General features: G+C 62.8%; 21 protein-coding genes and 1 tRNA gene. 9 read left to right on the top strand and 13 right to left on the bottom strand.

Features of this window, described 5'->3' with window-relative positions; genetic code table 11:
- Nucleotides 1-22 precede the first annotated feature (22 nt).
- The 10 genes from KIO76_RS08640 to KIO76_RS08685 form a co-directional block, all read right to left on the bottom strand.
- Nucleotides 23-538: a copper chaperone PCu(A)C gene (locus KIO76_RS08640; RefSeq protein ID WP_249729541.1), complete on the bottom strand. Its 516-nt coding sequence runs from the start codon at nt 536-538 to the stop codon at nt 23-25.
- A 107-nt stretch (nt 539-645) separates the two neighbouring features.
- Nucleotides 646-987, bottom strand: coding sequence for a DUF2946 family protein (locus KIO76_RS08645; protein WP_213322655.1), 342 nt, complete (start codon nt 985-987; stop codon nt 646-648).
- A gap of 378 nt (nt 988-1,365) precedes the next feature.
- Nucleotides 1,366-1,439, bottom strand: a tRNA-Gly gene (locus tag KIO76_RS08650).
- Nucleotides 1,440-1,584: 145 nt separating this feature from the next.
- On the bottom strand, nt 1,585-2,376 hold the full coding sequence (locus KIO76_RS08655) for an ABC transporter ATP-binding protein (RefSeq protein ID WP_213322657.1): 792 nt from the start codon (nt 2,374-2,376) through the stop codon (nt 1,585-1,587).
- A 52-nt stretch (nt 2,377-2,428) separates the two neighbouring features.
- The gene (locus KIO76_RS08660) at nt 2,429-3,223 is read right to left on the bottom strand and encodes an ABC transporter permease (protein ID WP_213322659.1); all 795 of its coding nucleotides are present in this window, start codon (nt 3,221-3,223) and stop codon (nt 2,429-2,431) included.
- Nucleotides 3,224-3,233: 10 nt separating this feature from the next.
- Nucleotides 3,234-4,367: an NAD/NADP-dependent octopine/nopaline dehydrogenase family protein gene (locus KIO76_RS08665; protein WP_213322661.1), complete on the bottom strand. Its 1,134-nt coding sequence runs from the start codon at nt 4,365-4,367 to the stop codon at nt 3,234-3,236.
- A complete protein-coding gene (locus tag KIO76_RS08670; RefSeq protein WP_213322663.1) occupies nt 4,364-5,785 on the bottom strand; it encodes an MmgE/PrpD family protein in 1,422 nt (473 codons plus the stop codon). The genes KIO76_RS08665 and KIO76_RS08670 overlap by 4 nt, the downstream gene beginning before the upstream one ends.
- Nucleotides 5,782-7,182, bottom strand: coding sequence for a dihydroorotase (locus KIO76_RS08675; RefSeq protein WP_213322664.1), 1,401 nt, complete (start codon nt 7,180-7,182; stop codon nt 5,782-5,784). Before KIO76_RS08675 ends, KIO76_RS08670 begins: the two co-directional genes overlap by 4 nt.
- Before the next feature lie 30 nt (nt 7,183-7,212).
- On the bottom strand, nt 7,213-8,349 hold the full coding sequence (locus KIO76_RS08680; protein ID WP_213322666.1) for a CobW family GTP-binding protein: 1,137 nt from the start codon (nt 8,347-8,349) through the stop codon (nt 7,213-7,215).
- Between the two features lie 51 nt (nt 8,350-8,400).
- Nucleotides 8,401-9,372: an ABC transporter substrate-binding protein gene (locus KIO76_RS08685; RefSeq protein WP_213322667.1), complete on the bottom strand. Its 972-nt coding sequence runs from the start codon at nt 9,370-9,372 to the stop codon at nt 8,401-8,403.
- Nucleotides 9,373-9,550: 178 nt separating this feature from the next.
- Between KIO76_RS08685 and KIO76_RS08690 the strand changes: the two genes are divergently transcribed.
- From KIO76_RS08690 to KIO76_RS08700, 3 genes are all read left to right on the top strand, one after another.
- Nucleotides 9,551-10,318, top strand: a complete 768-nt coding sequence (locus KIO76_RS08690; protein WP_213322668.1) for an IclR family transcriptional regulator — start codon at nt 9,551-9,553, stop codon at nt 10,316-10,318.
- A gap of 377 nt (nt 10,319-10,695) precedes the next feature.
- A complete protein-coding gene (locus KIO76_RS08695) occupies nt 10,696-11,814 on the top strand; it encodes a mandelate racemase/muconate lactonizing enzyme family protein (RefSeq protein WP_213322669.1) in 1,119 nt (372 codons plus the stop codon).
- Nucleotides 11,815-11,826: 12 nt separating this feature from the next.
- The gene (locus tag KIO76_RS08700) at nt 11,827-13,326 is read left to right on the top strand and encodes a M81 family metallopeptidase (RefSeq protein ID WP_213322670.1); all 1,500 of its coding nucleotides are present in this window, start codon (nt 11,827-11,829) and stop codon (nt 13,324-13,326) included.
- A 190-nt stretch (nt 13,327-13,516) separates the two neighbouring features.
- On the opposite strand, the gene KIO76_RS08705 is transcribed toward KIO76_RS08700, so the two are convergent.
- Entirely contained in the window at nt 13,517-14,269 is a 753-nt protein-coding gene (locus tag KIO76_RS08705; RefSeq protein WP_213322671.1) for a FadR/GntR family transcriptional regulator, read from the bottom strand.
- Nucleotides 14,270-14,353: 84 nt separating this feature from the next.
- On the opposite strand from KIO76_RS08705, the gene KIO76_RS08710 reads away from it, so the two are divergent.
- The 6 genes from KIO76_RS08710 to KIO76_RS08735 all read left to right on the top strand — a co-directional run bounded on the left by KIO76_RS08710 (nt 14,354) and on the right by KIO76_RS08735 (nt 21,325).
- Nucleotides 14,354-15,286: a dihydrodipicolinate synthase family protein gene (locus KIO76_RS08710; protein WP_213322672.1), complete on the top strand. Its 933-nt coding sequence runs from the start codon at nt 14,354-14,356 to the stop codon at nt 15,284-15,286.
- Nucleotides 15,287-15,300: 14 nt separating this feature from the next.
- Nucleotides 15,301-16,521, top strand: coding sequence for an aminotransferase class V-fold PLP-dependent enzyme (locus KIO76_RS08715; RefSeq protein ID WP_213322674.1), 1,221 nt, complete (start codon nt 15,301-15,303; stop codon nt 16,519-16,521).
- A gap of 30 nt (nt 16,522-16,551) precedes the next feature.
- A complete protein-coding gene (locus KIO76_RS08720) occupies nt 16,552-17,706 on the top strand; it encodes an amidohydrolase/deacetylase family metallohydrolase (RefSeq protein ID WP_213322676.1) in 1,155 nt (384 codons plus the stop codon).
- Between the two features lie 95 nt (nt 17,707-17,801).
- On the top strand, nt 17,802-19,361 hold the full coding sequence (locus KIO76_RS08725; RefSeq protein WP_213322677.1) for an ABC transporter substrate-binding protein: 1,560 nt from the start codon (nt 17,802-17,804) through the stop codon (nt 19,359-19,361).
- 79 nt (nt 19,362-19,440) lie between these two features.
- Nucleotides 19,441-20,307: an ABC transporter permease gene (locus tag KIO76_RS08730; protein ID WP_291976119.1), complete on the top strand. Its 867-nt coding sequence runs from the start codon at nt 19,441-19,443 to the stop codon at nt 20,305-20,307.
- Between the two features lie 64 nt (nt 20,308-20,371).
- Nucleotides 20,372-21,325 carry an ABC transporter permease gene (locus KIO76_RS08735; protein ID WP_213322679.1) on the top strand — a complete coding sequence of 318 codons (954 nt, stop codon included), beginning with the start codon at nt 20,372-20,374 and terminating at the stop codon, nt 21,323-21,325.
- Between the two features lie 27 nt (nt 21,326-21,352).
- Here the strand turns inward: KIO76_RS08735 and KIO76_RS08740 are convergent, their stop codons facing one another.
- Together KIO76_RS08740 and KIO76_RS08745 are read right to left on the bottom strand one after the other, a co-directional pair.
- Nucleotides 21,353-21,961 (bottom strand): peroxidase-related enzyme, encoded by a 609-nt coding sequence (locus tag KIO76_RS08740; RefSeq protein WP_213322681.1) that lies wholly within the window; start codon nt 21,959-21,961, stop codon nt 21,353-21,355.
- 11 nt (nt 21,962-21,972) lie between these two features.
- The gene (locus KIO76_RS08745; protein ID WP_213322682.1) at nt 21,973-22,470 is read right to left on the bottom strand and encodes a CMD domain protein; all 498 of its coding nucleotides are present in this window, start codon (nt 22,468-22,470) and stop codon (nt 21,973-21,975) included.
- Nucleotides 22,471-22,581 lie beyond the last annotated feature (111 nt).

The following is a 22,581-nucleotide window of genomic DNA, read 5'->3' on the forward strand; positions in this document are numbered from 1 at the left end:
CCACCCGCTCTGCTTACATGTGTCAGTGTTGGTGGCCGCCCTTGTCTGCGGGTGAGGCGCCGATCGCTTCCACCACGAAAGATACGGAAACGGTGCCGGCCTTTTCGAAGGTCAATGTTCCGGCGAAGGGTTCACCCTCCTTCGGCGCTTTCTGCAGGTTGAGAAACATCATGTGATAGGAACCGGGCTTGAAGGCCACCTCGCCTTTTGCGGGGATCTCGATGCCGTTTGGCAACTCGCGCATCGTCATCACGCCGTCCTTCTCGCTCATCTCATGGATCTCCGCGCGGCCAGCTATTTCGGCTGTCGCGGAGACCAGACGGTCGGCGGTATCGCCGGTATTGACGATGACGAAATAGCCCCCCGCCACCTTGGCCCCAGGCGGCGTGGCACGGGACCACGGATGTTTGATCTGCAGGTTCCCCAGCTTGAACTCATGGGCAATGGCGGCAGATTGGGCGGCTGCGGCGATGAGCGGAGCGGCCAAAGCCAGCGCGGCTGCAGCACGGACGGTTTGGCGGACGAGAGACTTCAACATAGGAGAAGTTTCCATTGGATTCGTGGGCCCTGCGTGTAGCGGGCCAGGACTGAAAGGTGGGCGGGACCGGCTCGAGCCTGATCGCCGCCCCGGTCAAGAATTGGATTTCAGGCCTGGCGGGGCGGTGCGCGCGCTCTGCCTGTCACGCGCGGATGCGCATGCGGCGGGGCGTCCTGGACCCATGCATAGGAAGTGTCTATCGCATGGGGAGGGGAGCCTGTGGCCGGAAGAGCAGGCGGCGGCGCCATGCCCTGCCCCAGCATGCTGCATCCAGGCATGCAACAGGCCGGAAGATGCGTGCGGTCAGGCGGAGAGGAGGGTCGCTCCCCGCTAGGGGTGCAGAGGATGGTGGCGGGGCCGGCGGGCATGGCCGTCGCCTGCATGCCCACCATCATGCCCATGAGCAGCATTTGCGCGGCGACGAGATAGGCCATGCCGAGCGCGATCATCGCACTCCAGCCGCCGCCACGCCGTTGCCTCTGCCTGCTCAGAACGGTCCACCCATGTTTGATGCGATATCGGCCTAGCATGCCAATGCTGGGAGGGAAATGACCCGCCCATCGGTTGCGGCACTGTGACCCGACCCGAAGCACTCTCGCTCGATGAAGCTTCGAGCGTCACGCACCGATAGAGACCAGGGGAGAGGGCGTCGTCCACCACCGTCGGATTGAATTATCGACCCGTTACACCAGCTGATGTCCGCAAGTCGCCGGCTCGCCGGCGGAACGTACCGTTTCGCTGGCGCATCCATGGAATGCGCGGGCGAAGGCCTATCGAGGCGCGTTGCGCCGATGGCGAATGCTTGATGCGATCTGACGAGGAAAATCTGGAGCGGGCGAAGGGAATCGAACCCTCGTATGCAGCTTGGGAAGCTGCCGTTCTACCATTGAACTACGCCCGCCTAAAACGCCTTTGAAAATACGGCGCTTCTACCGAAAGCGCCCCCCAGGAATAGGATGTGGGGCACTCCAGGCTCGTGATTGGTACTCTACCGGCCGGTGCCGATCAAGCCCATAGATAGGTAGTTTTAAGCGCCCAGCCCGAGCTCAGCTGAGCTGCATGCCAGCGCGGACCTCCTGCTCGATGAGCTTCCATATATGGTCGACGTACCCGACGAAGGCGCTGCTGCGCTTGACCTCCAGGTCGCGTGGGCGCTGCAGATCGATGGCGATTTCCTCGCGGATCTGACCGGGCCGGGCGCTGAACACGATGACGCGGTCTGAAAGAAAAACGGCCTCATCGATCTGGTGGGTGATCAACACGACCGTCTTCCTCTCCCGCTCCCAGATGTTGAGCAGCTCGGTCTGCATGATTTCGCGGGTCTGCGCGTCCAATGCCGCAAAGGGCTCGTCCAGGAGCAGGATGTCCGGGCTCACAGCAAGCGCGCGCGCGACGTTCACGCGCTGACGCATGCCGCCTGACAACTGATGGGGATAGTGATTCTCGAAACCGGAAAGGCCCGAGACCTTGATGAAATAGCGCGCGATCTCATCGCGCTCCTTGCGCGACATGCCGCCAATGGCAAGGCCATAGCCCACATTGTCGATGACGGTCTTCCAGGGCAGGAGCGAATCGTGTTGGAAGACCATCGCCCGGTCCTTGCCCGGCCGGGTGACCGTCTTACCGCCGACAGCGATGCGGCCGGCGCTCGGTGGCATGAGCCCGTCGATAATGCGCAGCAGGGTGGACTTGCCGCTGCCGCTCGCGCCGACGATCGAGACGAACTCCCCCTTGCCGAGGCTGAGATTGATGTCGCGTAACGCTTCTACGGTGGGGCGGCCGGGGCGCTCAAAGACCTTTGAGACGCCTTCAATGGTGAGCGAGGGTGTTTCGGACATGGTTGGCTCCGCATTCAGGGGCAACGGGAGAGGACGGTGGGGACCGCCAGCCTCACTCGTGCCGCCAGGGCGCCATGCGGCGCTCGATCGTCTCAAACAGGAGGCTGCCGATGACGCCCATGGCGCCGAGCAGGATGACGTAGGCCAGGAGCGTCGCGGTATCGAACGTCTGTCCTGCCGCCAGGATTGCGAAGCCGAAGCCGGCGAAGGAGCCGAAGAACTCGGCGACAACGATACCGACGAGGGCGCGCGCCCAGGCGACGCGAATACCGCTGACCACGTAGGGAAGGGCATAGGGCAGCGTCACGGTCGTAAAGATCTGCCATCCATTGGCATTGAAGGATTTCGCGGCATCGATCAGACCCTTATCCGTGGCGCGGAGACCGACCTCCGTTGTCACGAGCACAGGAAAGACCGCCACGAGCGTCACCAGCACGAATTTTGACGCGAAGCCGAGGCCGAGCCAGGCGATGAACAGCGGGGCCAAGGCAACGACAGGCACCGAATAGAGCGCCATCAGCATAGGCCCGGCGGTGAGTGAAACAAGCCGATTGGAGGCGAGCATCAGACCCCCGGCCACGCCGACCAAAACCGCGACCGGGAACGAGATCAGAAGGGCGAGGCCGGTCGCCGCGCCGTTTGTCCAGACAGCCCCGCTCTTCGTCTCCGTGAAGAGGGCCGCGAAAACTTCGGCGGGCGGCACGAGCAGCAGACGGTTCGTTACGACGGTCGAGGTCAGGAGCTGCCAGAAAAGCAGCACGACGATAACCGAGAGCATGATCCGGACAAACCCGGCCGAACGGGAATCTCCCTGCAGAAAATCGTAGCTTTTTTGCCAAGCCGTCATGGCTGTTGTCCTATCGGGAGACTTGCGGGTCGAGAGACGCCGGACCGGAGCTTCGCTGGCCGGAGCTTTGCGGGCGATCACGGAAACCGTCCGTGGCGAGTTGCAGAAGGCCCTGTGGTGTCAGTTTTTCGAGCCCCAGCACTGGCAGAAGGTTGTTGTCCTGCGAGCAATCCTTCCCCAGCATGACGTCGGCGATCGCGATCACCGCGTCGTGCACGGGCGAGGCCACCCCGGCGAGATGTGCAATGCGGGAAGCAAAGACGATGCCGTATGGAATGTCCTGACTGAGATAGCGATGCGCCATGGACATGGGCCCGCGCGGGCCGCGGCCGTTTGCGTGGAGCGTCGCGTTCATCTCAGCCATGCTGCCGAGCGGCACCCGGAACGACCGGTGGAAATGCTCGTTGACGCTGTGGATCTCGATACCGAAAGCCGAGGCGATGGCGAGGCGCTCGCCATCAAGCGCTTCCATCAGCCGGCCGACCGCCGGCGTCGTCTGGTGATAGGGCGCCCACGTCTCCCTATGCTCGATGCGGCTGGCATTGAGAAGACAAACCGGCACATGAAACACGGGGTTGCAATTTGAAAGCAGGGCGATGGCGAGCGCGTCGGTGCGTTCTTCAAACTGCGCGGGGAGCAGGGCGCGGCAGAGTGCAAGTGCCTCCGGTGCCGCCTCCGTGGGCATGACGGCCGCCTCGATGCGCGCGCGGACGGTGCGAATATCCACATGTCCGATTGCCTCGCGATGGGCGGTGCCTGGGCTCGTGTTCCACGAGACGATCGGCACCACCACACCGCGCGCTTCGAGGAGCCGCGCCAGGTAGAGCGCGCTCAGCGAATGCGCCGCACTGATGATGAAAGGCACGCCCTGTCGCAGGACGGGGGCGACTTGATCCATCACCGGCCGGTGGCCCGCGGCATCCACCACCAGGAGGACGGCATCGGCGCCTGCCACCGCTTCTGACGGGTCCGAGGCAACCGCGATAGCCCATTCACCCGTGAGCGCGCCCGTTGCGGTGACGGTTGTCAGGCCGTGGGTCGAAGCGCCGGAAGGGGACCAGAGAATGGGTTCGTGACCGCGGGAGGCGAGGACGGCGGCCGCCGTCAGGCCCATCGCTCCGGCGCCGAGAACAGCCACCTTCATGGCCGTCGCTCCTCATCCGGAAACAGAAGGCGTATGTCCTCAAGGCTTTCGAGAGCCCGAATCCGCCCCAGAAGATCCTTTGCAAGCGGGACGGGCAGAACTTCCGCCATGTTGGCGAAAAACTTCTTGTCGAGAAGCGCGTCGCTGATCGGATTGATCGGCTTGCCTGTCGAGGCGTTCTGCTGCGCGCAGAATTGCTTACCGTCGCGACGGGTCACGGTGATGCGGGTCGCCTCGGCGGCATCGCGTGCCTCCGCCTCGCTCGCGAAGGTGAGGCCGCTTTGCATGGTGATCTTCGCCATCTCTGCCCGAATCGCGGGATTGACGAGATCATCCGCATTTAGATCGGCCGCCACGAAGTCGCCCCGATGCAGGATGCAACCCAGGGCATAGGACAAAGAGAATTGCGCCTGGGTCACATTCTGGGGATTTTCAAAAGCGAGATTGGCGGCGATATGCGGCGTGACCTCGCACCGCACGGCCGTGACGTCCTGCGCCGACAAAGCATGATCCGCCAGAATCCGCACGAGCGCCTCGGCTGCCGCCTGCACGGACGAGCAGGCGGGATAAAGTTTGTAGGAGGCGCCGGCATCCTGGAAGCTACCGAGCCCGGCAAAAGCCTCGTCGGTCCAACTGCCCGCATTGATGACCCGAATGAAGCCGCGTGGCCCTTCGAAGGCGTCAAGTGGCGCCTGTACGCCTTTGCGCGCCAGCAAGGCGGCTCTCAGCCCGGTTTCACTGGCGCGCGCGCACAACAACGGCTTCATGTCCGAACCAACGCCGATCCGCAGACCGCAGGCCTGCACGGCGGCGATCGCTAGCGCCTGCGCCGTTTCCTCGCGCGGAAGGCCCAACAGCCACGCCGCCGCGCCGGCGACGCCGACAGGGCCGAGAACGCCCGTGTTGAACCAGCCCTTGTAGAACAGGCTGTCGCGATCCTTGCGATAGGGAATGTCGGACAGGCTCTCGGCGAGCGTCCTGACGATCTCTGTGCCGATCGCAAAGGCCGCGAGGAAGCGCTCACCCGAGGCGCTCTCGCTTTCGGCGAGAGCAAACAAAGCGGGGAACAATGCGGCCGGCCCGAAAACCATGCCGCGATTGAAATTGGCGTCGAAGTCCAGCACATGCGCGGCGGTCGCGTTGGCCCGCGCTGCCGCGATGGGGGCTACGCGACGCCTTGTGCCGAAGATACGGGACGGTCCTGGCGCTGCCTCATCCAATACCTCCTCGCGAACGAGCCGCGCGAGCGGCATGCCCAGGCCGGCGTGGATGACGCCGACGACGTCGATCAGCGAGCGGCGCGCTGTCGCCCGCGCCGCCGCAGGAATGCCAGCGGCCGTGAGCCCCGCCATCCAGTCTGCCACGTGCTGCGCGACCGTAACCGGCTGGTCGTGCGGCGTCATCGCGACCATGCTCATGCGGTGCGGGCCGCGTGCTGCGCCTTCGCCTGGCGACCGAAGCCCTTTTCGCCAACCACCTTGCCGTCCTGGTAGATGGTCTTGCCCCGGAGGATCGTGCGTACAGGCTTGCCGACGAGTTTGCGACCAGCATAGGGGCTCCAGCCGCAGAGGCTGAGCACATCCTCGTCACGCACTTCATATTCGGTCTCGAGATCGACCAAGACGAGATCGGCGTGGTAGCCTTCCGCGATATGACCCTTGTCCTTGAGCCCGAAGAGCCGCGCGGGCGTCTGGGAGGTGGCTTCCGCGACGCGTTCGAGCGCGATCTTCCCGTCACGGGCGGCCGTGAGGAACATGCTGAGGTAAAACTGTGCGGATGGCGTGCCGGTATGGGCCTTCCAGCCATCTGTCCAGCCGATTTCCTTCTCCTCGCGCATATGGGGCGCGTGGTCGGTGGCGATGATGTCGATGGTGCCGTCGTTCAGCCCTTCCCAGAGGCCCGGCACATTCTTCTCCGGGACCCAATAGGAGAGCGCATAGGAGCCGAGCCGTTGGATGGACGACCAGTCGCAACCGAGAAAAAGCGCCCACGGATTGATTTCGCAGGTCACCTTCTGCCCGGCCGCCTTGGCCTTGCGGATCAGGTCCACACTACCGGCTGTCTGGGTGTGGAGGATATGGAGATGGCAGCCGGCGGCCCGCTGCAGGCGCAGGAGCGTCGCGATGGCCGTTTCCCAGATCACGCCATCATAGGCGGCGTAGGCCTTGGCATAGGCCAACGCGTCACGCTCCCCGCGCGCCCAGTATTCCTGCTCGATGACATCCATGAGAGCCTGGTCATGCGGATGCACCATCAAGGGGACGCCTTCCCGGGCGCAGGCCTGCATGATCTCGAGGATCTTGCCGTGGTCGTGCACGCCGATGCCGGGCATATGCGGATAGTCGCGGCCGGTATCGACCACCATGAAGAACTTGAAGGCGGCGATGTCCTGTTCGGCTAGGCCGGCGACCTCTTCCAGGATCGTTGGCGCCGGATTGAAATTCCAGTCGACCACGGCATCCGTCTCATAGATGGCCAGTTGGTCCTTCAGCAGCTTCAACGTGTTCGGGGGCGGGTTGACGTTGGGCATCGCCACGGAGGTGGTGACGCCACCGGCCGCGCATTGGAGTGTCGAGGTATAGATCGTGTCCTTGTACTCGAAACCCGGGAGGCTGCCCTGGCGATGGTGCGAATGCATGTCGATGACGCCGGGGAACACCGCGAGGCCTTTTGCGTCGATGATCTCCGCACCGTTCGCCTCAGGCGCGACGTTCCCCTTGAAGATGCCGCTGATCCGGCCGTCGGTGACGGCGATGGAGCCTTCGAAACGGCCTTCCGGCGTCACGACGAGTCCATTCTTCACTAGGGTGTCCATGAGGTTTCCTTTTCTGGGAAGCAGGCGTTTTCAACCTGCGCGCCGCGCAGGCTCCTGCCGGCTTGAGATGGTCGCGAGGACGCGGGAGACGTAGTCGCGCGTGAGGCCTCGCGTGATGAAGACGATGCGTGAGGATGCCCCGCTTGCGGGCCAGCTTGGCAGCTGGAACGGCGGGTGGAAGAGGCGCTGCACGGATTGGACGACGACCGGTTTGTCCTGGCCCTCGATGTCGAGGATACCCTTCACCCGGAGGAGGTCGTCACCATGGGCGATGACCAGCGCGTCCAGCCAATGTGCCACGTGCTCCCAGGCGAGCGGCTCATTGAAGGTCAGCGTGAAGGTCGTGAAGTCGCTGCCATGATGGTGGTGCGAATGTTCATGGGTGTGGGCTCGCCCATGGCCGTGATCGGCCTGGGCATGGTCATGATGATGGTGGTCGTGCGCGTGATGCCGATGGGGCGCGCTTGGGCGCGAATTCTCATCGAGATCGGCGGGGGCGAGGCCCGAAGCCACGAGCCAGGCATCCATGTCCCTGACTTCCGCCTGGGGGTTGAACGCCCCGGGTTCCAGCAATTGTGTCGGCATCACCGGCGCGGCGGAAGACGACAGCAGAACGCGCGCTGAAGGATTGCGCGCCTTCAGGAGCGCCATCAGCTCATCGGGCACTGCCGCAAGATCTGTCTTCGACAGGATGATGTCGTCGGCGACGACAACCTGACGCGCGGCTTCTTCGAAATCCGTGATGGTGCGCTGCCCATGCAGGGCGTCTACCACCGTGATGATCCGGTTGAGCACGTAGCGGCCGGCGACTGGGAAAGTCATGAGCGACTGGATGACCGGGACCGGGTCAGCCACGCCGGTGGTCTCAATGAAGACCCTCGTGAACGGACGGATCTCGCCGCGTGCACGTTTTTCATTCAATTCACGCAAGGTCGTCACGAGATCGCCGGACACCGAGCAGCACAGGCACCCCGTGCTGAGTTCGATGGTGTTGTCGTTACTCGCGGCAATCAGAGTATGGTCAATACCGATCTCGCCGAATTCGTTGACGATGACGGCAACATCGGCAAAGGCTGGATCCCGTAGCCACGAGTTCAATAGGGTTGTCTTTCCGCTGCCAAGGAAACCTGTCAGCAGATTTACGGGAATACGTTCCTGGTTCATCATGTCCATTCCGGCGAGGGCATGCGCGGACCGGGGGCCGCGCATGGGCAGGCCTCAGTTTCCGGCGAGGAAGCTCGGATCGTAATAGTTCTTCAGATCGAACGGCTTTTCGCTTTCCTTGGCGGCTCCCACGGCCTCACTGATCTTCAGTAGATTGCGCAGGCTGTCGGGGGTTACTTCAAGCCCGCGACCGATAGCCTTCTGCTGCTCGACAATAAAAGCGTAGGATTCGGCGCAGATTGCCGGGTCGACCTTGGTGTAGGCAGCAAGAATATCGATAGCCTTCTGCTTGTTAGCTGGATCATAAATCCAGTTGGCGGCGTCGCGTGTTGCTTGTGTCAGCCCGACGGCAGCCTTGCGGTTGGAGGCGGCCCAAGTCTTGTTCAGGATCAGGGGCGTCTGCAGATAGTCTTGCGTGTAGTCCCCAAGAACTTTCATGCCGTCGCGCTGTGCCATCGAGTCGAATGGAGCAATCAGCAGGGAGCCAGCGACCTGGCCATTCTGCATGGCGACGATGCGGTCCTTGGAGTTCGCCATGGCAACAAGCTTTGCGCCCTTGCCGTCGACACCGGCCTCGATCATTAGATAACGCAGGAGATTGGCGGTGCCTCCCTGGACGCCACCGGCGGTCACCGGCTTGCCTTCGAGATCCTTGGCGCTCTCAACGCCCTTGCCGCCGACGAAGCGCAGGATGGAATGTCCAAGGATGGCGCCGGAGATGACAATCGGCGCGTTCTGGTCGATGGCGCGCATCGCGAGATCTGCAACGGCGACACCGGCCTCGACACTGCCGCTTGAAACCGCCTGCAGCAGGGCCGGGCTGGTCGCGGCGACGAGTTCCTTCACCTCGATGCCATGCTTCGCGTAGAAGCCCTGATCCTTGGCGATCGCGTGAAGCCAGAGCAGGGCGCTTGGCGCCAGCATGGCGACGCGCACTTCCTGCTTTTCTTGAGCTCGAACCATTGCCGGAGCAAAAGCGACTGTCGCTGCGAACAGACCCGTCGCAAGTGTCTGCAGAAGTTTCATGTCAATTCCCCATCACTGGTGGCAGGGGCCTCTCCGGGGCCCCTTATCGCCTGCGCAATCTATTGCTGTCGCATAGGAGCAATCAAGCAAAATTGTCGTATATTGTCAATTTTGACGATTTGCGTCTTAGTTGCAAAGCCCATAAAGAGGCTCCACAGACGGAAGTGACGAATTTCCCATGACGCAGAGCAATCTCCTCGCCATCCTGCAACTCTTCGACGGCGATGCCGTCGTCCTGACGGTCGAGGACATAGCGCGCGAAATGGGCATCTCGGTCCGCACGGCCTACCGCAACGTGCGCGAACTCAGCCAGGCGGAGTTCCTCGATCCGGTCACCGGAGCGGGCTATGCGCTTGGTCCCGCTTTCATCCATTTCGACAGATTGATCCGCCAGAGCGATCCGCTCATCCACATCGCCGATCGGCCGATGCAGGGGCTTCTCGACAAGGCCAATCAGGCGGCGGCGGTCATCCTATGTCGCCGTTTCCGCGATCGGATCATGAGCGTCCACAAGGTCGACGGGGCCGCGCCGCATCTGCCTGCCAGCTATGAGCGTGGGGCCGCGATGTCGCTGTTCGTTGGGGCTCCCGCGAAGGCGATCCTTGCGTTCCTGCCGGATCGTGCGCTCCAGGCGCTCTACCTCAGGCATGAGGAGGAATTGCGCCACGCAGATGGCCCCTCGTGGAATGACTTCCGGACGACGCTTAAGGAGGTGCGTCGGAAGGGGGTTTCGGTGACCACCTCGGAAGTGGGGTCGGGGCGGTTGGGCATCGCGGCGCCCGTATTCCGCCGCTCGGTGGTTGTCGCAAGCCTCAGCCTAGTCCTTGACGCAGGGCTTGATTCAAACGCCGAAAAGATGGCCTTCTATTCAGAAGCGGTGATCGAGGCGGCCCAATCGATATCCGCAGAGCTCGACAAGCACGAAGCGCAAATATCGCGTCCATAATACGTCGATAGACCAGAATCCAATTGGTCGCCATAGAGGTCGCCTGTCCTCAGAATATTGAAGATTTCAAGTGATAGCACTTCTATGCTTTTTACGTCTGCAAGCTCTGGAAAATAAAAGCCGCGCATAAAGCGAGAGGCCTAGCGCCCATTCCGCGCTGACGGCTTGCGCGCGGCAGCGCGGGGCTGGGCACCAGCCCCTCTTGCGCGGAGAATGTAAGTTGTATATTTGTCGAACATCATCGAGGCGCTTTTCGAGGAAGGCACTTCGCACAGGCGGGCGTTGCTGTTTCGTCCAATCTCGATTGGGAGCGGGAAATGGCGATGCAACCCGATAATCCGGCGGCCAACGCCGGCTGATTCAGGTGGGGAAAAACCGTGAAAATAACGGATGTCGAGAGCATCATCCTGAGGCTTCCGGTGGTGCGCGCCATTGGGGATGGTTGCCAGTCGGTGCTTCTGATCCGGGTGCATACGGACGAGGGGCTCGTCGGCATCGGGGAGGCCCATACCAATCCGCTCGTCAGCAAGGCGATCCTCGATGCGCCGTTGTGCTCGGTCTCCGCGGAGGGGTTGCGCAGCCTGCTGATCGGCGAGGACCCGCGCGACGTCGGCCGCCTCTGGGACAAGATGTACAAGCACTCGGCGACTTACGGCCGGCGCGGCGCCCTCATGCATGCGATCAGCGGGATTGACATCGCGCTGTGGGATTTGCTGGGGAAGGTCTCCGGACTGCCGATCCACCGGCTGCTGGGGGGGCCGCGCCGTGATGCGGTCCCCGCTTATGCAAGCGATCTGTCCCAGCCCGACCTTGGCGATACCATCGCCCTTGCCCGGCGCCACCGCGATGCCGGCTTCAAGGCCATGAAGTTCGGCTGGGGCGGCCTCGGGCAGGATCCCCGCGCCGATGTCAGGGCGGTTGCGGCGATCCGCGCGGAGATTGGCGACGCGATGGACCTCATGATCGATATCGGCGTGCCGATGCCCCTCGACGACGCCCTCTATCTCGGCCGGGCCTTCGCGGACTCTGGGGTTTACTTTCTGGAGGAGCCGCTGTCGCCGGATGACGTCTCCGGCTTCGCGCGGCTCGTCGCGCAATCGCCGACGCCGATCGCCACGGGCGAGAAGGAAACCACCCAATATCCTTATCTCGATCTGATGGATCGTGGGGGCCTGCGCATCATCCAGCCGGACGTCGCGCGTGTCGGTGGCATCTCGGAGGCGGTGCGCATTGTTCACCATGCCGAGGCGCGTGGCGCGCGCGTGATCCCGCATTGCTGGTCCACGGATATTCTGGTCGCTGCGACTGCGCATGTCTTGGCGGTGCAGCGGGACGCACCCTATCTCGAATTCAACGCCACGGATAATCCGCTGCGGACGGACCTCCTTGTCGAACCCATGCGCGTCGTCGACGGGCTGGTCCGGGTGCCGGACGGGCCGGGCCTCGGCATCACGCTGAATGAAGACACGATCGAGCGCTATCGCTGGAACGGCTGAGGATCTACGGACATGCCCAATATCGCCATTGCTCGTTTGGGGCACGAAGGAAACAGTTTCGCCAGCATCAAGGCGACGCTGGACGACTTCAAGAATTTTGAATGGGCGAAAGGCGAGGAGGCGGTATCGTTCTATCGCGGCAGCAACACCGAGATCGGCGGGGCGGTTGCTTTCTTCGAAACTCATCCCGAATGGCGTCCTACTTATCTGCGCTGCACCTTCGCCACGCCTTCCGGGGAAGTCACGCGCGACACTTACGAGGAGCTTCTCGCGGAGCTGCTTTCCGGGCTGGCAGAGGGTCCGCCCGATGGATCCGGCCGTTGGGATGCGGTCTATCTCGGCCAGCACGGTGCCATGCAGGTCGAGGGCATCGACCACGCCGACCACGACCTTCTCATCCGCGTGCGCGAGATCATCGGTGACACGCCCCTCGGCGCAACCTATGACCTCCATGCCAACATCACGCAGCCGCAGATCGACCTGTGCGATATCGTCGTCGGCTACAAATGCCACCCTCATACGGACATGGCCGAGACGGCGCAGAAGTGCCTGTCCTTGCTCCTCAAGCGTGTAGCCGGCAAAATTCATCCCGTGGGTGTGGTACGGCCGATGAATGCGCTCTTGCCGAGCATCAATGCGCGCACCACTGACGGTCCCATGGCTGAAGCCGCGGCTTTCGCCAGAGGGTTCGCGGAGGGCGCGGGCCTCCTCGATCTGACGATCTACCAGGGTTATGCCTATGGTGATCGGGCGCATGCCGGCGCCTCGGTCGTCGCCTATGCCGATGGGGATGGCGCGGCGGCGGAGCGGGCGGTCCGTGCCACGCTCGGTGAGCTTCGGCGGATCCGTAATCGCCTGTTCATTGCCATGCCGACGGCCGCGACCGGAATGGCGCGCGCACTCGGCATCGCGCGGCAGGGCCAAGGTCCTGTCGCCGTGATCGATTCCGCGGATTATCCTGGCGCCGGCGCCAATGCGGACACCCCCGGCCTGCTCCGCGCCGTGCTCGACGCCCGGCCCGACGTGCCGACGGTGATGGCGTTTTTCTGGGATCCCGTGACCGTCGCCAAGGCGGTTGAGGCGGGTATCGGCGGAGAGATCGAGGTTGCGCTGGGCGGGCGGCTGACACGTGACTTCGGTGCTCCCGTCACGGCGCGCGCACGCGTCACGCGCCTGACAGACGGGCGGATCGTCAATACCGGCCCGTTCTGCAATGGCCTTGCGTTCGACTATGGCCAGACGGCCGTTCTCGACATCGAAGGTATTCAGGTCATCATCACGGAGACCTGCCTGACCGTGACCGATCCCAGTTTCTTCGATCTACACGGCATCGATCTCAGCCGCATCGGTATTCTTGCCATCAAGGCGAAGAACCAGTTCCGCGCGGCGTTCACCAGCGTCTTCCCAACCATGATCGACGTTGATGTGCCGGGCCCCGCGGCGTACGATTTCGCCAGCCTCCCGTTCCGGCGCGTGCCGCGGACGCATTTTCCATTCACGCGCGACGCGTGAGGGCGTTCAAGGTCGCCGTCATTCCGGGGCCTCGCGTCAGCGAGCAACCCGGAATCCATGAACACGAGGCCTGACAGGAGGACGCGTCGGACTGTGTCCTCTCCCGATTGATCGTCGTGTTCATGGGTTCCGGGCTCGGGCCTTTCGGCCCGCCCGGAATGACCCTGCGGTCGTATAAAATCAGCGTGACCTAAGGCTCGGTATCGGAAACCAGCCGCGTCCGGGCATTGTCGATGTGATGGCGCATGGCTGTTCGTGCCCGATCGGCGTTACCTTCGACGAGCGCTGAGATAATCGCCGCATGCTCGTCCTGGACGAGGCGGTGGCGTTCCGGGCGCTTTTTCAGCGACAGCCCGCGCGTCATCTTCAGGCCGGCATCGAACAGGGGGCGGAGATTGCGCAGCGTTGCGACGAAGAGTTCGTTGTGGGCCGCTTCAGCGATCGCCTCATGCAACTCGATATCGATTTCGCTTCCCACCTGGTGCGCGCCGATGATGGCCTCGAGCCTTTGATTGATCGACTGGATATGCGCGAGATCCGCCTCGGTGCGACGTTGCGCGGCGTGGTAGGCCGCCTCGCCTTCAATGGCGATCCGCAGTTCGAAGAATCGCAATACGTCGGCGACCGCGCCCTTCGGCGCATAGTCGAAGAACTCCGAGTTCGGCCGGCGCTGCACGTAGGTGCCGGAGCCTTGCCTGGCCGCGACGAGCCCATCGACCTGCAGCCGGGACAATGCCTCGCGCACGATGGAACGGGAAACTCCGAAGACGTCAGACAACTGATTCTCTGAGGGCAGGCGAGCCCCTTCCGCATACTCGCCAGATACGATGCGCTGGAGGATCTGCTCGTAGAGCTGGTCTCCCAGGCGCAAACGCTGCGCCGGCCGATATTTCGCAACATTACTGCCCATCTCGGCCTCGTCACCCGACATATGTTTCGACATTGCTTCCTTTAGCACTCCGGTCGCTTGACTCGGGATTCATGCAAGCTATAAATACATCTGACATTTATACAAGTGGGGAGCGGCATGAAGATTGATGCGGTCACCTTTCACGATCTCGCTCGGTCCGTTATCGCCGTTCCTCCGCTGGCCCAAACGTCCGCGCTGACCTTGGCGAAGTCTGCCAACGCCGCCCTGATCAAATATCTCGAGCAAGGCGGGGTCTCGACTTTGATGTATGGCGGCAACGCCAATTTTTACAACCTGCCCGTCAGCGCCTATGCCGAAACGCTCGCCTTTCTCGTCGAAGCCGTCTCTCCACAGACGTGGATCATTCCGGCGGTCGGGCCGGACTTCGGCCGCATGGTCGATCAGGCACACATTGTGCGCGACCTCAAGTTTCCGACCGCGATGGCGCTTCCCGCCTATGCCGGCAGCTACACCTCCGCCGGGCTTGCCACGTCGCTGCGCTACTTGTCGGACAAGATCGGCGCGCCAATCCTCATGTATGCCAAGCATGATCGCTGCATTGCGCCATCAGATCTCCGGCGGCTCGTGGATGACGGTGTCGTCGGCTGGGTGAAATATGCGGTCGTGCGCCGGGATCCCGCTGAAGACGATTTTCTACGCGCGCTCGTTGAGGTCATCGATCCTCGGCGCATCATCAGCGGTATTGGCGAGCGTCCGGTCATCACCCATTTTGAGAGCTTTGGCCTGTCGAGTTTCACCTCGGGCTCCGTGGCGGTCGCCCCGCGCCTGTCGAGCGCGCTCTTGGCGGCGCTCCAGGCCGATGATCGCGCCGCGGCCCATGCCATTCGAGAGCTTTTCATGCCGCTCGAGGATTGTCGCGACGCCTTTGGTCCGGCCCGTACAATCCATGATGCGGTGACGCTCGCGGGTGTGGCCGATATGGGGCCGATCGCGCCATTGCAGAGCAATCTCGACGAGGCGGAGCGGGCTCAAGTCACTGCGGCAGCGCGCGCCCTTGCCAATCATGACGTCGCTGCCATGGCAGCCTGAGCGGGACCATCGATATGCCGGCCTTTTTCGATCAGCACGGGCTACGTCGCGTCATCAACGCATCTGGCACCGAAACGGTGCACGGTGCCAGCCGGTGCTCGCCGGCCGTCATCCAGGCTGTCTGCGATATTCTGCCGAGTTGGGTCGAGATTGCGGACCTGCAGCGCGCGGCCAGCGACACGATCGCCGCCGTCACCGGCGCGGAGGCTGGCATCGTCACCGGCTGCTCCGCGGCAGGAATCGCGATCTGCGTGGCCGCGGCGATGACCGGCCCGGATCTCGCTAAGGTCGAGCAACTGCCCGACACGACCGGGATGAAGAAGCGCGTGGTGCTGCAGAAGGGCCACGAGGTCAATTTCGGCGCGCCCGTCAGCCAGATGGTCAGGATTGCGGGCGCTGAGGTCGTGGAGATCGGGACGGCGACGTCCTGCGCGGTCTTTCAGCTGGAGGCGGCGCTGAACGGCGAGGTCGCCGCCGCTCTCTATGTCATTTCCCATCATACCGTGCAGAGCGGGATGATCGATCTCGCCACCTTCTGCGCGATATGCCGGAAGCGCGGCGTGCCGGTCATCGTGGACGCGGCGGCGGAATATGACTGGCCGGCGATGATTGCGGCCGGAGCAACGGCTGTGATCTTCAGCGCGCAAAAGGCGGCCGCCGGAACAACCGCCGGGATCATTGCCGGCGAGGAGGCTTTCATCCGCGCCTGCTACTATCAGGACCGTGGCGTCGGCCGGGTCATGAAGGCTGGCAAGGAAAGCATCGCCGGGGCGATGGCTGCGCTTGCGCAATGGCAGGCCGCCGATCGCGCAGTGATCAAACGAGGCGAAGAGGAGCGTCTGGCGTTGGCCGAGACGCTGCTGACCGGCATTCCGGGTCTACGTCTGGAGCGCCAGCCCGACCCGCCGGGCAATCCCTTCGAGCGGCTCATGCTGCACGTCGATCCGGCGGTGGCAGGCCTGAACGCGCATCAACTGGGGGAGGCTCTCGCCGCAGGCGATGTCAAAGTGGTGCTGCGCTCGCTTCATGCCGATCGTGGCTATCTCCTTTTCGACGTTCGCCGGATCGATGATGCGGAGCTTCGCCTGGTCGCCGACAAGATCCGTGCAATTTTGACCAGTGCCACTGACGCTGCCGGCACGTCTTCCGTTCCGTCAAAGGGGGACGTCGCGCGCCGCGCGCTTGAGGCTTGGCCCGCTCGATCAACCGGGAAAATGCCAGCTGATACCGCCTGAACCATAGAGCCTGACCTCGCGGAGTTCGATATGGCTTATGATTTGCTGATAAAGAATGGCCATGTCATCGACCCCGCCCAGGGTCTCGATGGCCCCCATGATATCGCCTTCGTCGATGGCCGCGTTGCGGCTGTCGCTTCCTCGATCAGCGATGCCTCGGCGAAGGAGGTGCGCGATGCAGATGGGCTCTATGTCGTACCCGGCTTGATCGATCTGCATACTCATGTCTATTGGGGGGCGACCTTTCTTGGCGTCGAGGCCGACCGCGTTGCCCGCGCATCCGGCATGACGACGGCGGTCGACGCAGGCAGCGCGGGCGCGGGCAATATTCGTGGCCTCATTGACCTTGTCGCGCCTCTTTCCCCAGTGCGGATACTCGCTTTCATCAATCTTAGCCTCGTCGGCATATTTGTCGGAGACGGCGTGCACGTCGGGGAGGCCGAGGACCTTCGCTTTCTTGATATTCCCCTCTGTGTGCAGGCCGCCAGGGCCTACGCTGATCATGTCGTGGGCGTGAAGATCCGCGTCGGCGCATCGACCACCGGTGCGCTCGGCGCTATCCCGTTGCACATGGCCATACGGGCGGCGGAGTTGGCCGGCAACTTGCCCGTCATGGTGCACATCGGCGCAGGCATGCCGCCCCGCATCGAGGATATCGTCGATCCGCTGCGACCCGGCGATGTGCTGACCCATTACTGCACGCCCAAGGAAAACTCGCCCCTGACCAGGGGGGGGCAGCTTCGTGACTGCATGATCGCCGCCAAGGAACGCGGCGTTATCATGGACGTCGGGCATGGGTCCGGCTCTTTCGGCTTCGATGTGGCTCGCGTCATGTTGGAATCCGGCCTCGCCCCGGATGTGATTTCCAGCGATGTCCATATGAAATGCATCGATGGACCTGCCTATGACGTCCTCGCGACGATGTCGAAGTTCCTAGTACTTGGCATGCCGCTTGCGGAGGTGATCCGCGCTGCCACGGCGGCGCCTGCCGCCGTTTGTCGGCGGCCCGATCTCGGCACGCTGCGACAGGGCGCTCTCGGCGATGCAACGCTTCTCGAAATTCGCAAGGGTCCGGTGGTGTTTACGGATAGCATCGGTGGAACGCTGCAAGGGGATCGACGTTTCGTGCCGCGCGGCAGCGTCATATCCGGCCAATGGTGGCATGACGGAGCCGCTGCCGCTTAAGACTTCGGCATACACATACTCAAGACTATGGTCTTGTGCAGACATCAAAAGAAAAAACAATCAAACTCAATACAAACATGAGGGGATACCAAACCATGTTGATTTCACGCAGAGGATTGATCGCGGGCGCCCCGGCGACGGCCCTGATGTTGACGAACCGCAAGGCTTTCGCGCAGACCGCCGGTAAGAAAGGCGGCGACATCATCGTCGGCATCAACAGTCCCATTCCGTCGCTCGACATCATGGGCACCACTGACGATGTCGGGCGGATCATCAACCTGCATCTCTACGAAGCACTCGTGACACGCGACGAGAAATTGCAGCCCTCGGCAGGTCTCGCGGAATCCTGGGAGATCTCTCCCGATGGGCTGACCTACACCTTCAAGTTGCGCAAGGGGGTGAAGTTTCACAACGGCAAGGAGATGACCGCGACGGACGTCAAGGCGTCCATCGAGCGCTACCAGCGCATGAGCCTGCGCCGACGCTATCTCGACCAGATCGCGGAGGTCAGGATCGTCGATCCCGGCACTGTGGCGATCAAGCTCAAGGCGCCGCAGCCGCTTTTTCTGAACAACTTCAGCCAGCCGGAAGTTCTGGTGGCGATCCTGCCGGCAGAAGATGGCGACAAGGACCCGGGTAAGACAAGTTTCATCGGCACAGGCCCTTACAAGCTCGTCGAGAACAAGGCCGACAGCCACGTGAAGCTGGCACGTTTCGATGACTACGCGCTTGATACGCGCTATCCCGGCCCGAGCGGCTACGGCGGTCGTAAGGACGCGTTGTTCGACACGCTGACGTTCCGCATCATCGCCGAACCGTCTGCCATGGTCGCGGCCATTGAGACGGGTGAGATCCATCTCGCCGACCTCGTGCCGGAGCACGCGGTTCCCGGCCTCAAGAACAACAAGGCGCTCACGGTCATCAACCGCATGCCGACGGCCATGCAAAATCTGGCCCTGAACATGGCCGTTCCACCCATGGACAAGTTGCCGTTCCGGCAGGCTATCACAGCCATCCTGGATATGGACGAAATCCTTGCTGGTGCGAGCGACGGTAACTATCGCCTCAATCCTTACCTGCAATATCCGGGGTATCCCCTGTATCCGGAAGGCATCAAAGCGCCTCTCTATAATGTGAAGAACGCAGAGCAGGCCAAGAAGCTGGTTGCGGAAGCGGGGTATAAAGATGAAGTTATTCAGATTATCAGCGCAAGCACCTTCCCCTGGCATTCGAATACCGCGCTCATCATCTCGGAGCTGCTGAAATCGATCGGCATCAAAACGCAGATCGAAACGATGGATTGGCCGGCGGTGGTCGCGTTGCGCGTGAAGAAAACCGGCTGGTCGCTCAACCCGGGCCAGTTCGGCACCGGCCCCTGGCTCGGCGATCCGGTTCTGTCGATCGGCGACCTCGGCGGGAAGACGTCCCCGAACAATGTCGAGGATCCCGCCCTGGCGCAGATGGTTGCGGATATGCAGCTAAAGCCCACTGCGGAAGAACGCAAAGAGGCGTGGTACAAGGCGCAACAGCACATTCTCGACAATGTTCTGTCGATCAAGCTGGGCGACATTGGCCAGACACAGGTGCGCAGCAACAAGGTTGTCGGCTTCACGCCGTTCCGCACCACGCGTCTGTGGGGCGTCAGCTTTGCATGAGAAAGTCAGCCTGAGCGAGGCCGCCGACATTTCACCTGTTGTGGCGTCTCAAACGCAAGTCTCATCTGAGGTGTCCCCAGTGGAACCCCGGCAGCGCTTCTGGCGCTCCCGGGTCTTCCGCCAGTTGATTGCACATCGCAGCTTCGTCTTCGGATTTACGATCGTTGCATTTGTGACCCTGGTCGCGATCATGGCGGGGTGGCTCATCACCCATGATCCTCTCCGCATCCAGATGCGCTTCCGCTTCCAGCCACCCTTCAGCGGACAGTTCTGGTTCGGAACCGATCATCTCGGACGCGATCTCTATAGCCGCCTCGTGATGGGCGCGCGCGTGTCACTGCGGATCGGCTTCTGGGTCATGATCGTCTCCGGTGTACTTGGAACGATCGTTGGGGCGTGCGCCGGATACTTCCGCGCGTTCGATGGCATCATCATGCGCTGCATGGATGCCTTGATGGCATTCCCCTCGATCATGCTGGCGATTGCGATCGCCGCTGCGCTCGGGCCTTCCGACCTCAATGTCGTGCTCGCCCTCTCCGCGATCTATGTTCCGAGCACCGCGCGGATCGTCAGGGCGTCCGTTCTCGTCGTGCGCGAGATGAGCTACGTGGAGGCGGCGATTTCCTCGGGCGTGAGGCCCCTCGTGGTGCTTCTGCGTCACGTCCTGCCGAACAGCTTCGCCCCGCTGATCGTGCAGCTCAGCTTCATCTTCGCCTATGCCGTCCTCGCCGAGGCGGTGCTCAGCTTCCTCGGCGTCGGCACGCCGCCCCCCACACCTAGCTGGGGCAACATCATCGCTGACGGGCGCGCCTATATTCGCGAGGCCCCTTGGATCACCCTCATCCCAGGGCTTGCCGTGACCTTGACCGTGCTTGCGCTCAACCTTCTCGGCGATGCGCTTCGCGACGTGCTCGATCCACGTTTGAAAGACAGGGCGGACGCATGAGCGCGCATGAGGTTTCCATCATCAAATCCGCCCTTGCTCATTGTCGGCGCCGAGGGAGCGTGGAATGACACGCTATGTTCTGCATCGCCTGATCGCATCGATCCCGGTGATCTTTCTGGTCACGCTGATCGCTTTCTCGATCATGCAGCTCGTGCCCGGCGATCCCGCCGCGGTAATCGCCGGCTCGAATGCCACGCAGGAGGAGGTCGAGCTGGTGCGCCAGCAACTCGGGCTGAACGAGCCCTTCCTCGTGCGGCTGATGCATTGGTACGGCTCGCTGTTGCAGGGGGACCTTGGCCAGTCGATCCTGCTTCAGCGCAGCGTGACGAGCGCCATCATCGAGCGTATTCCCGTGACGGTGTCGCTGACCCTCTATGCCATGGCGTTGACGGTGACCTTCGGTGTTACGGCCGGCGTGATCGCGGCCGTTTACCGCGGCAGCTGGGTGGATCAGGCCTGCATGGCGAGCGCCCTGCTCGGCGTGTCCCTGCCAAATTTCTGGCTGGCGCTGATCCTGATCTTCGCCTTCGCGGTGGGGCTCGGCTGGTTTCCCACCGGCGGCTATGTTCCCTTCAGCGAGGATCCCGCTGGTTGGCTGAGGGCGCTTACTTTGCCTGCCTTCACGCTAGGTTTCCTGCAGATGGGCCTCCTCGCGCGCATCACGCGGTCAAGCATGCTGGAGGTCCTCAACCAGGACTATGTGCGGACCGCACGTGCGAAGGGCCTGCCGAGCTGGCAGATCATCAACAGGCATGCCCTGCGCAATGTCGTTGTGCCGGTCGTGACCGTCATCGGCATCATCACTAGCCACATGGTGAGCGGCTCAGTGGTCATCGAGACCGTTTTCTCGCTGCCCGGGATCGGGCGGCTGGTGATCCAGGGCATCCTGCGTCGCGACTATCCTGTTATTCAGGGCGGCCTGCTCGTGACCGCAGTCGCCTTCGTCCTGATCAACCTGATCGTCGACGTTCTTTATTCGCGGCTGGATCCACGCATTCGCCTCGCCGCGCGAGCGTGACGAGGCGCTGTTGATACCGCCGGCCTGTCAAGCCGCGGGCTTGGCGGGCGGGCGGCGCGGCTCGCCGAGGGTGTGCATGAGCCGGTTGGCCCAGCCGAATATGGCCGCGGACAGCACGAGGTCGGCAATTTCCAAGGCTGAGAGGCCACAGTCGCGCAGCACGGCGGCATCCTCGTGGGTCACGGCCGGAGGCGTCTCGGATAGCTTCACCGCAAAATCAAAGATCACCTGCTGGTGTTCCTCCAGTTCCGCGGCTGCCCCATCGGCGAAGATCCGCTCGATGACATCCGTGCGTTCCGTGAGGCGGTTGAATTGAGCCGCGTGAACCGAGGCGCAATAGACGCAGTGATTGACGATCGAAGCACCGACCGCGCCAAGCTCGCGCTCCGCGCGCGACAGACCGTCCCGGCCGTACATGATGGCGTTGAATAGCGGCGAGCGCACCGCGAGCGATTCCGGATCATGCGCCAGGGTCAGCACATAATCGGACACCTTCTTGTTGGACGGCGTGACCTTCATTGCATCAAGCTGTTCCGGCGTCGCCTCCTCCAGCCGCACCGGCGTGAGATAAGGCACCCATTGCAGGGGCTCGGCCGTGAATTCATGAACGGGGCTGTTCTGGACTGGTTCGCTCATGACATCTCCCCTCACAATACGCCCTGAAGGCTGCGGAAGCCTGCGATGACGCGGGCCTGATAATTCACAAAGGCGGTGAGCTCGGACAGCCTCACGATATCCGACTCTTCGACCCCCGCGGCCCTGAGCGCCTGGATGTCGTCGCGTGTGGCGGCTCTTGGTTCCCGGGTCAACAGGTCGGCATGGCGGACGATTGCCGCGAGGCGCCGATCCCGCGGCGCGGCCTCCGGCGTCGCCACTGTGGCAGCGAGGTCGGAACCGGCTCTTCCTGCCTCGACGAGCAAGGTTCGGTAATGCCCCGCCAGTGCATCATCGCCTAGCCATACGGCCATGCGGGCGGCGAGCGCCGCGCGAACGGCATGGCTCAATCCTCCGGGTGCCTTGGGCCGCAATACGGCGTCATGACTCGCGTCGCTCAACTTCATGATCTCAGCCCTTGCCTTCAAGGCTTCCGCGAGGGGAGATCCTGCCGCGATGCCGGCGATCCGTTCGATGATGTCTGTCTGCATGGCGATGCTGCTTCCCATAGGACGGCCGATCTGTGCGGTCATTCCACGAGCACGGTTTCGGCCCGATGGCCCTTGCCTCTGCGCGGCTCGTACCGCTGGCGGCCAGCATGC

The organism is Chelatococcus sp. YT9 (genome assembly GCF_018398315.1).
In the GTDB taxonomy this organism is placed as follows: Bacteria; Pseudomonadota; Alphaproteobacteria; order Rhizobiales; family Beijerinckiaceae; genus Chelatococcus.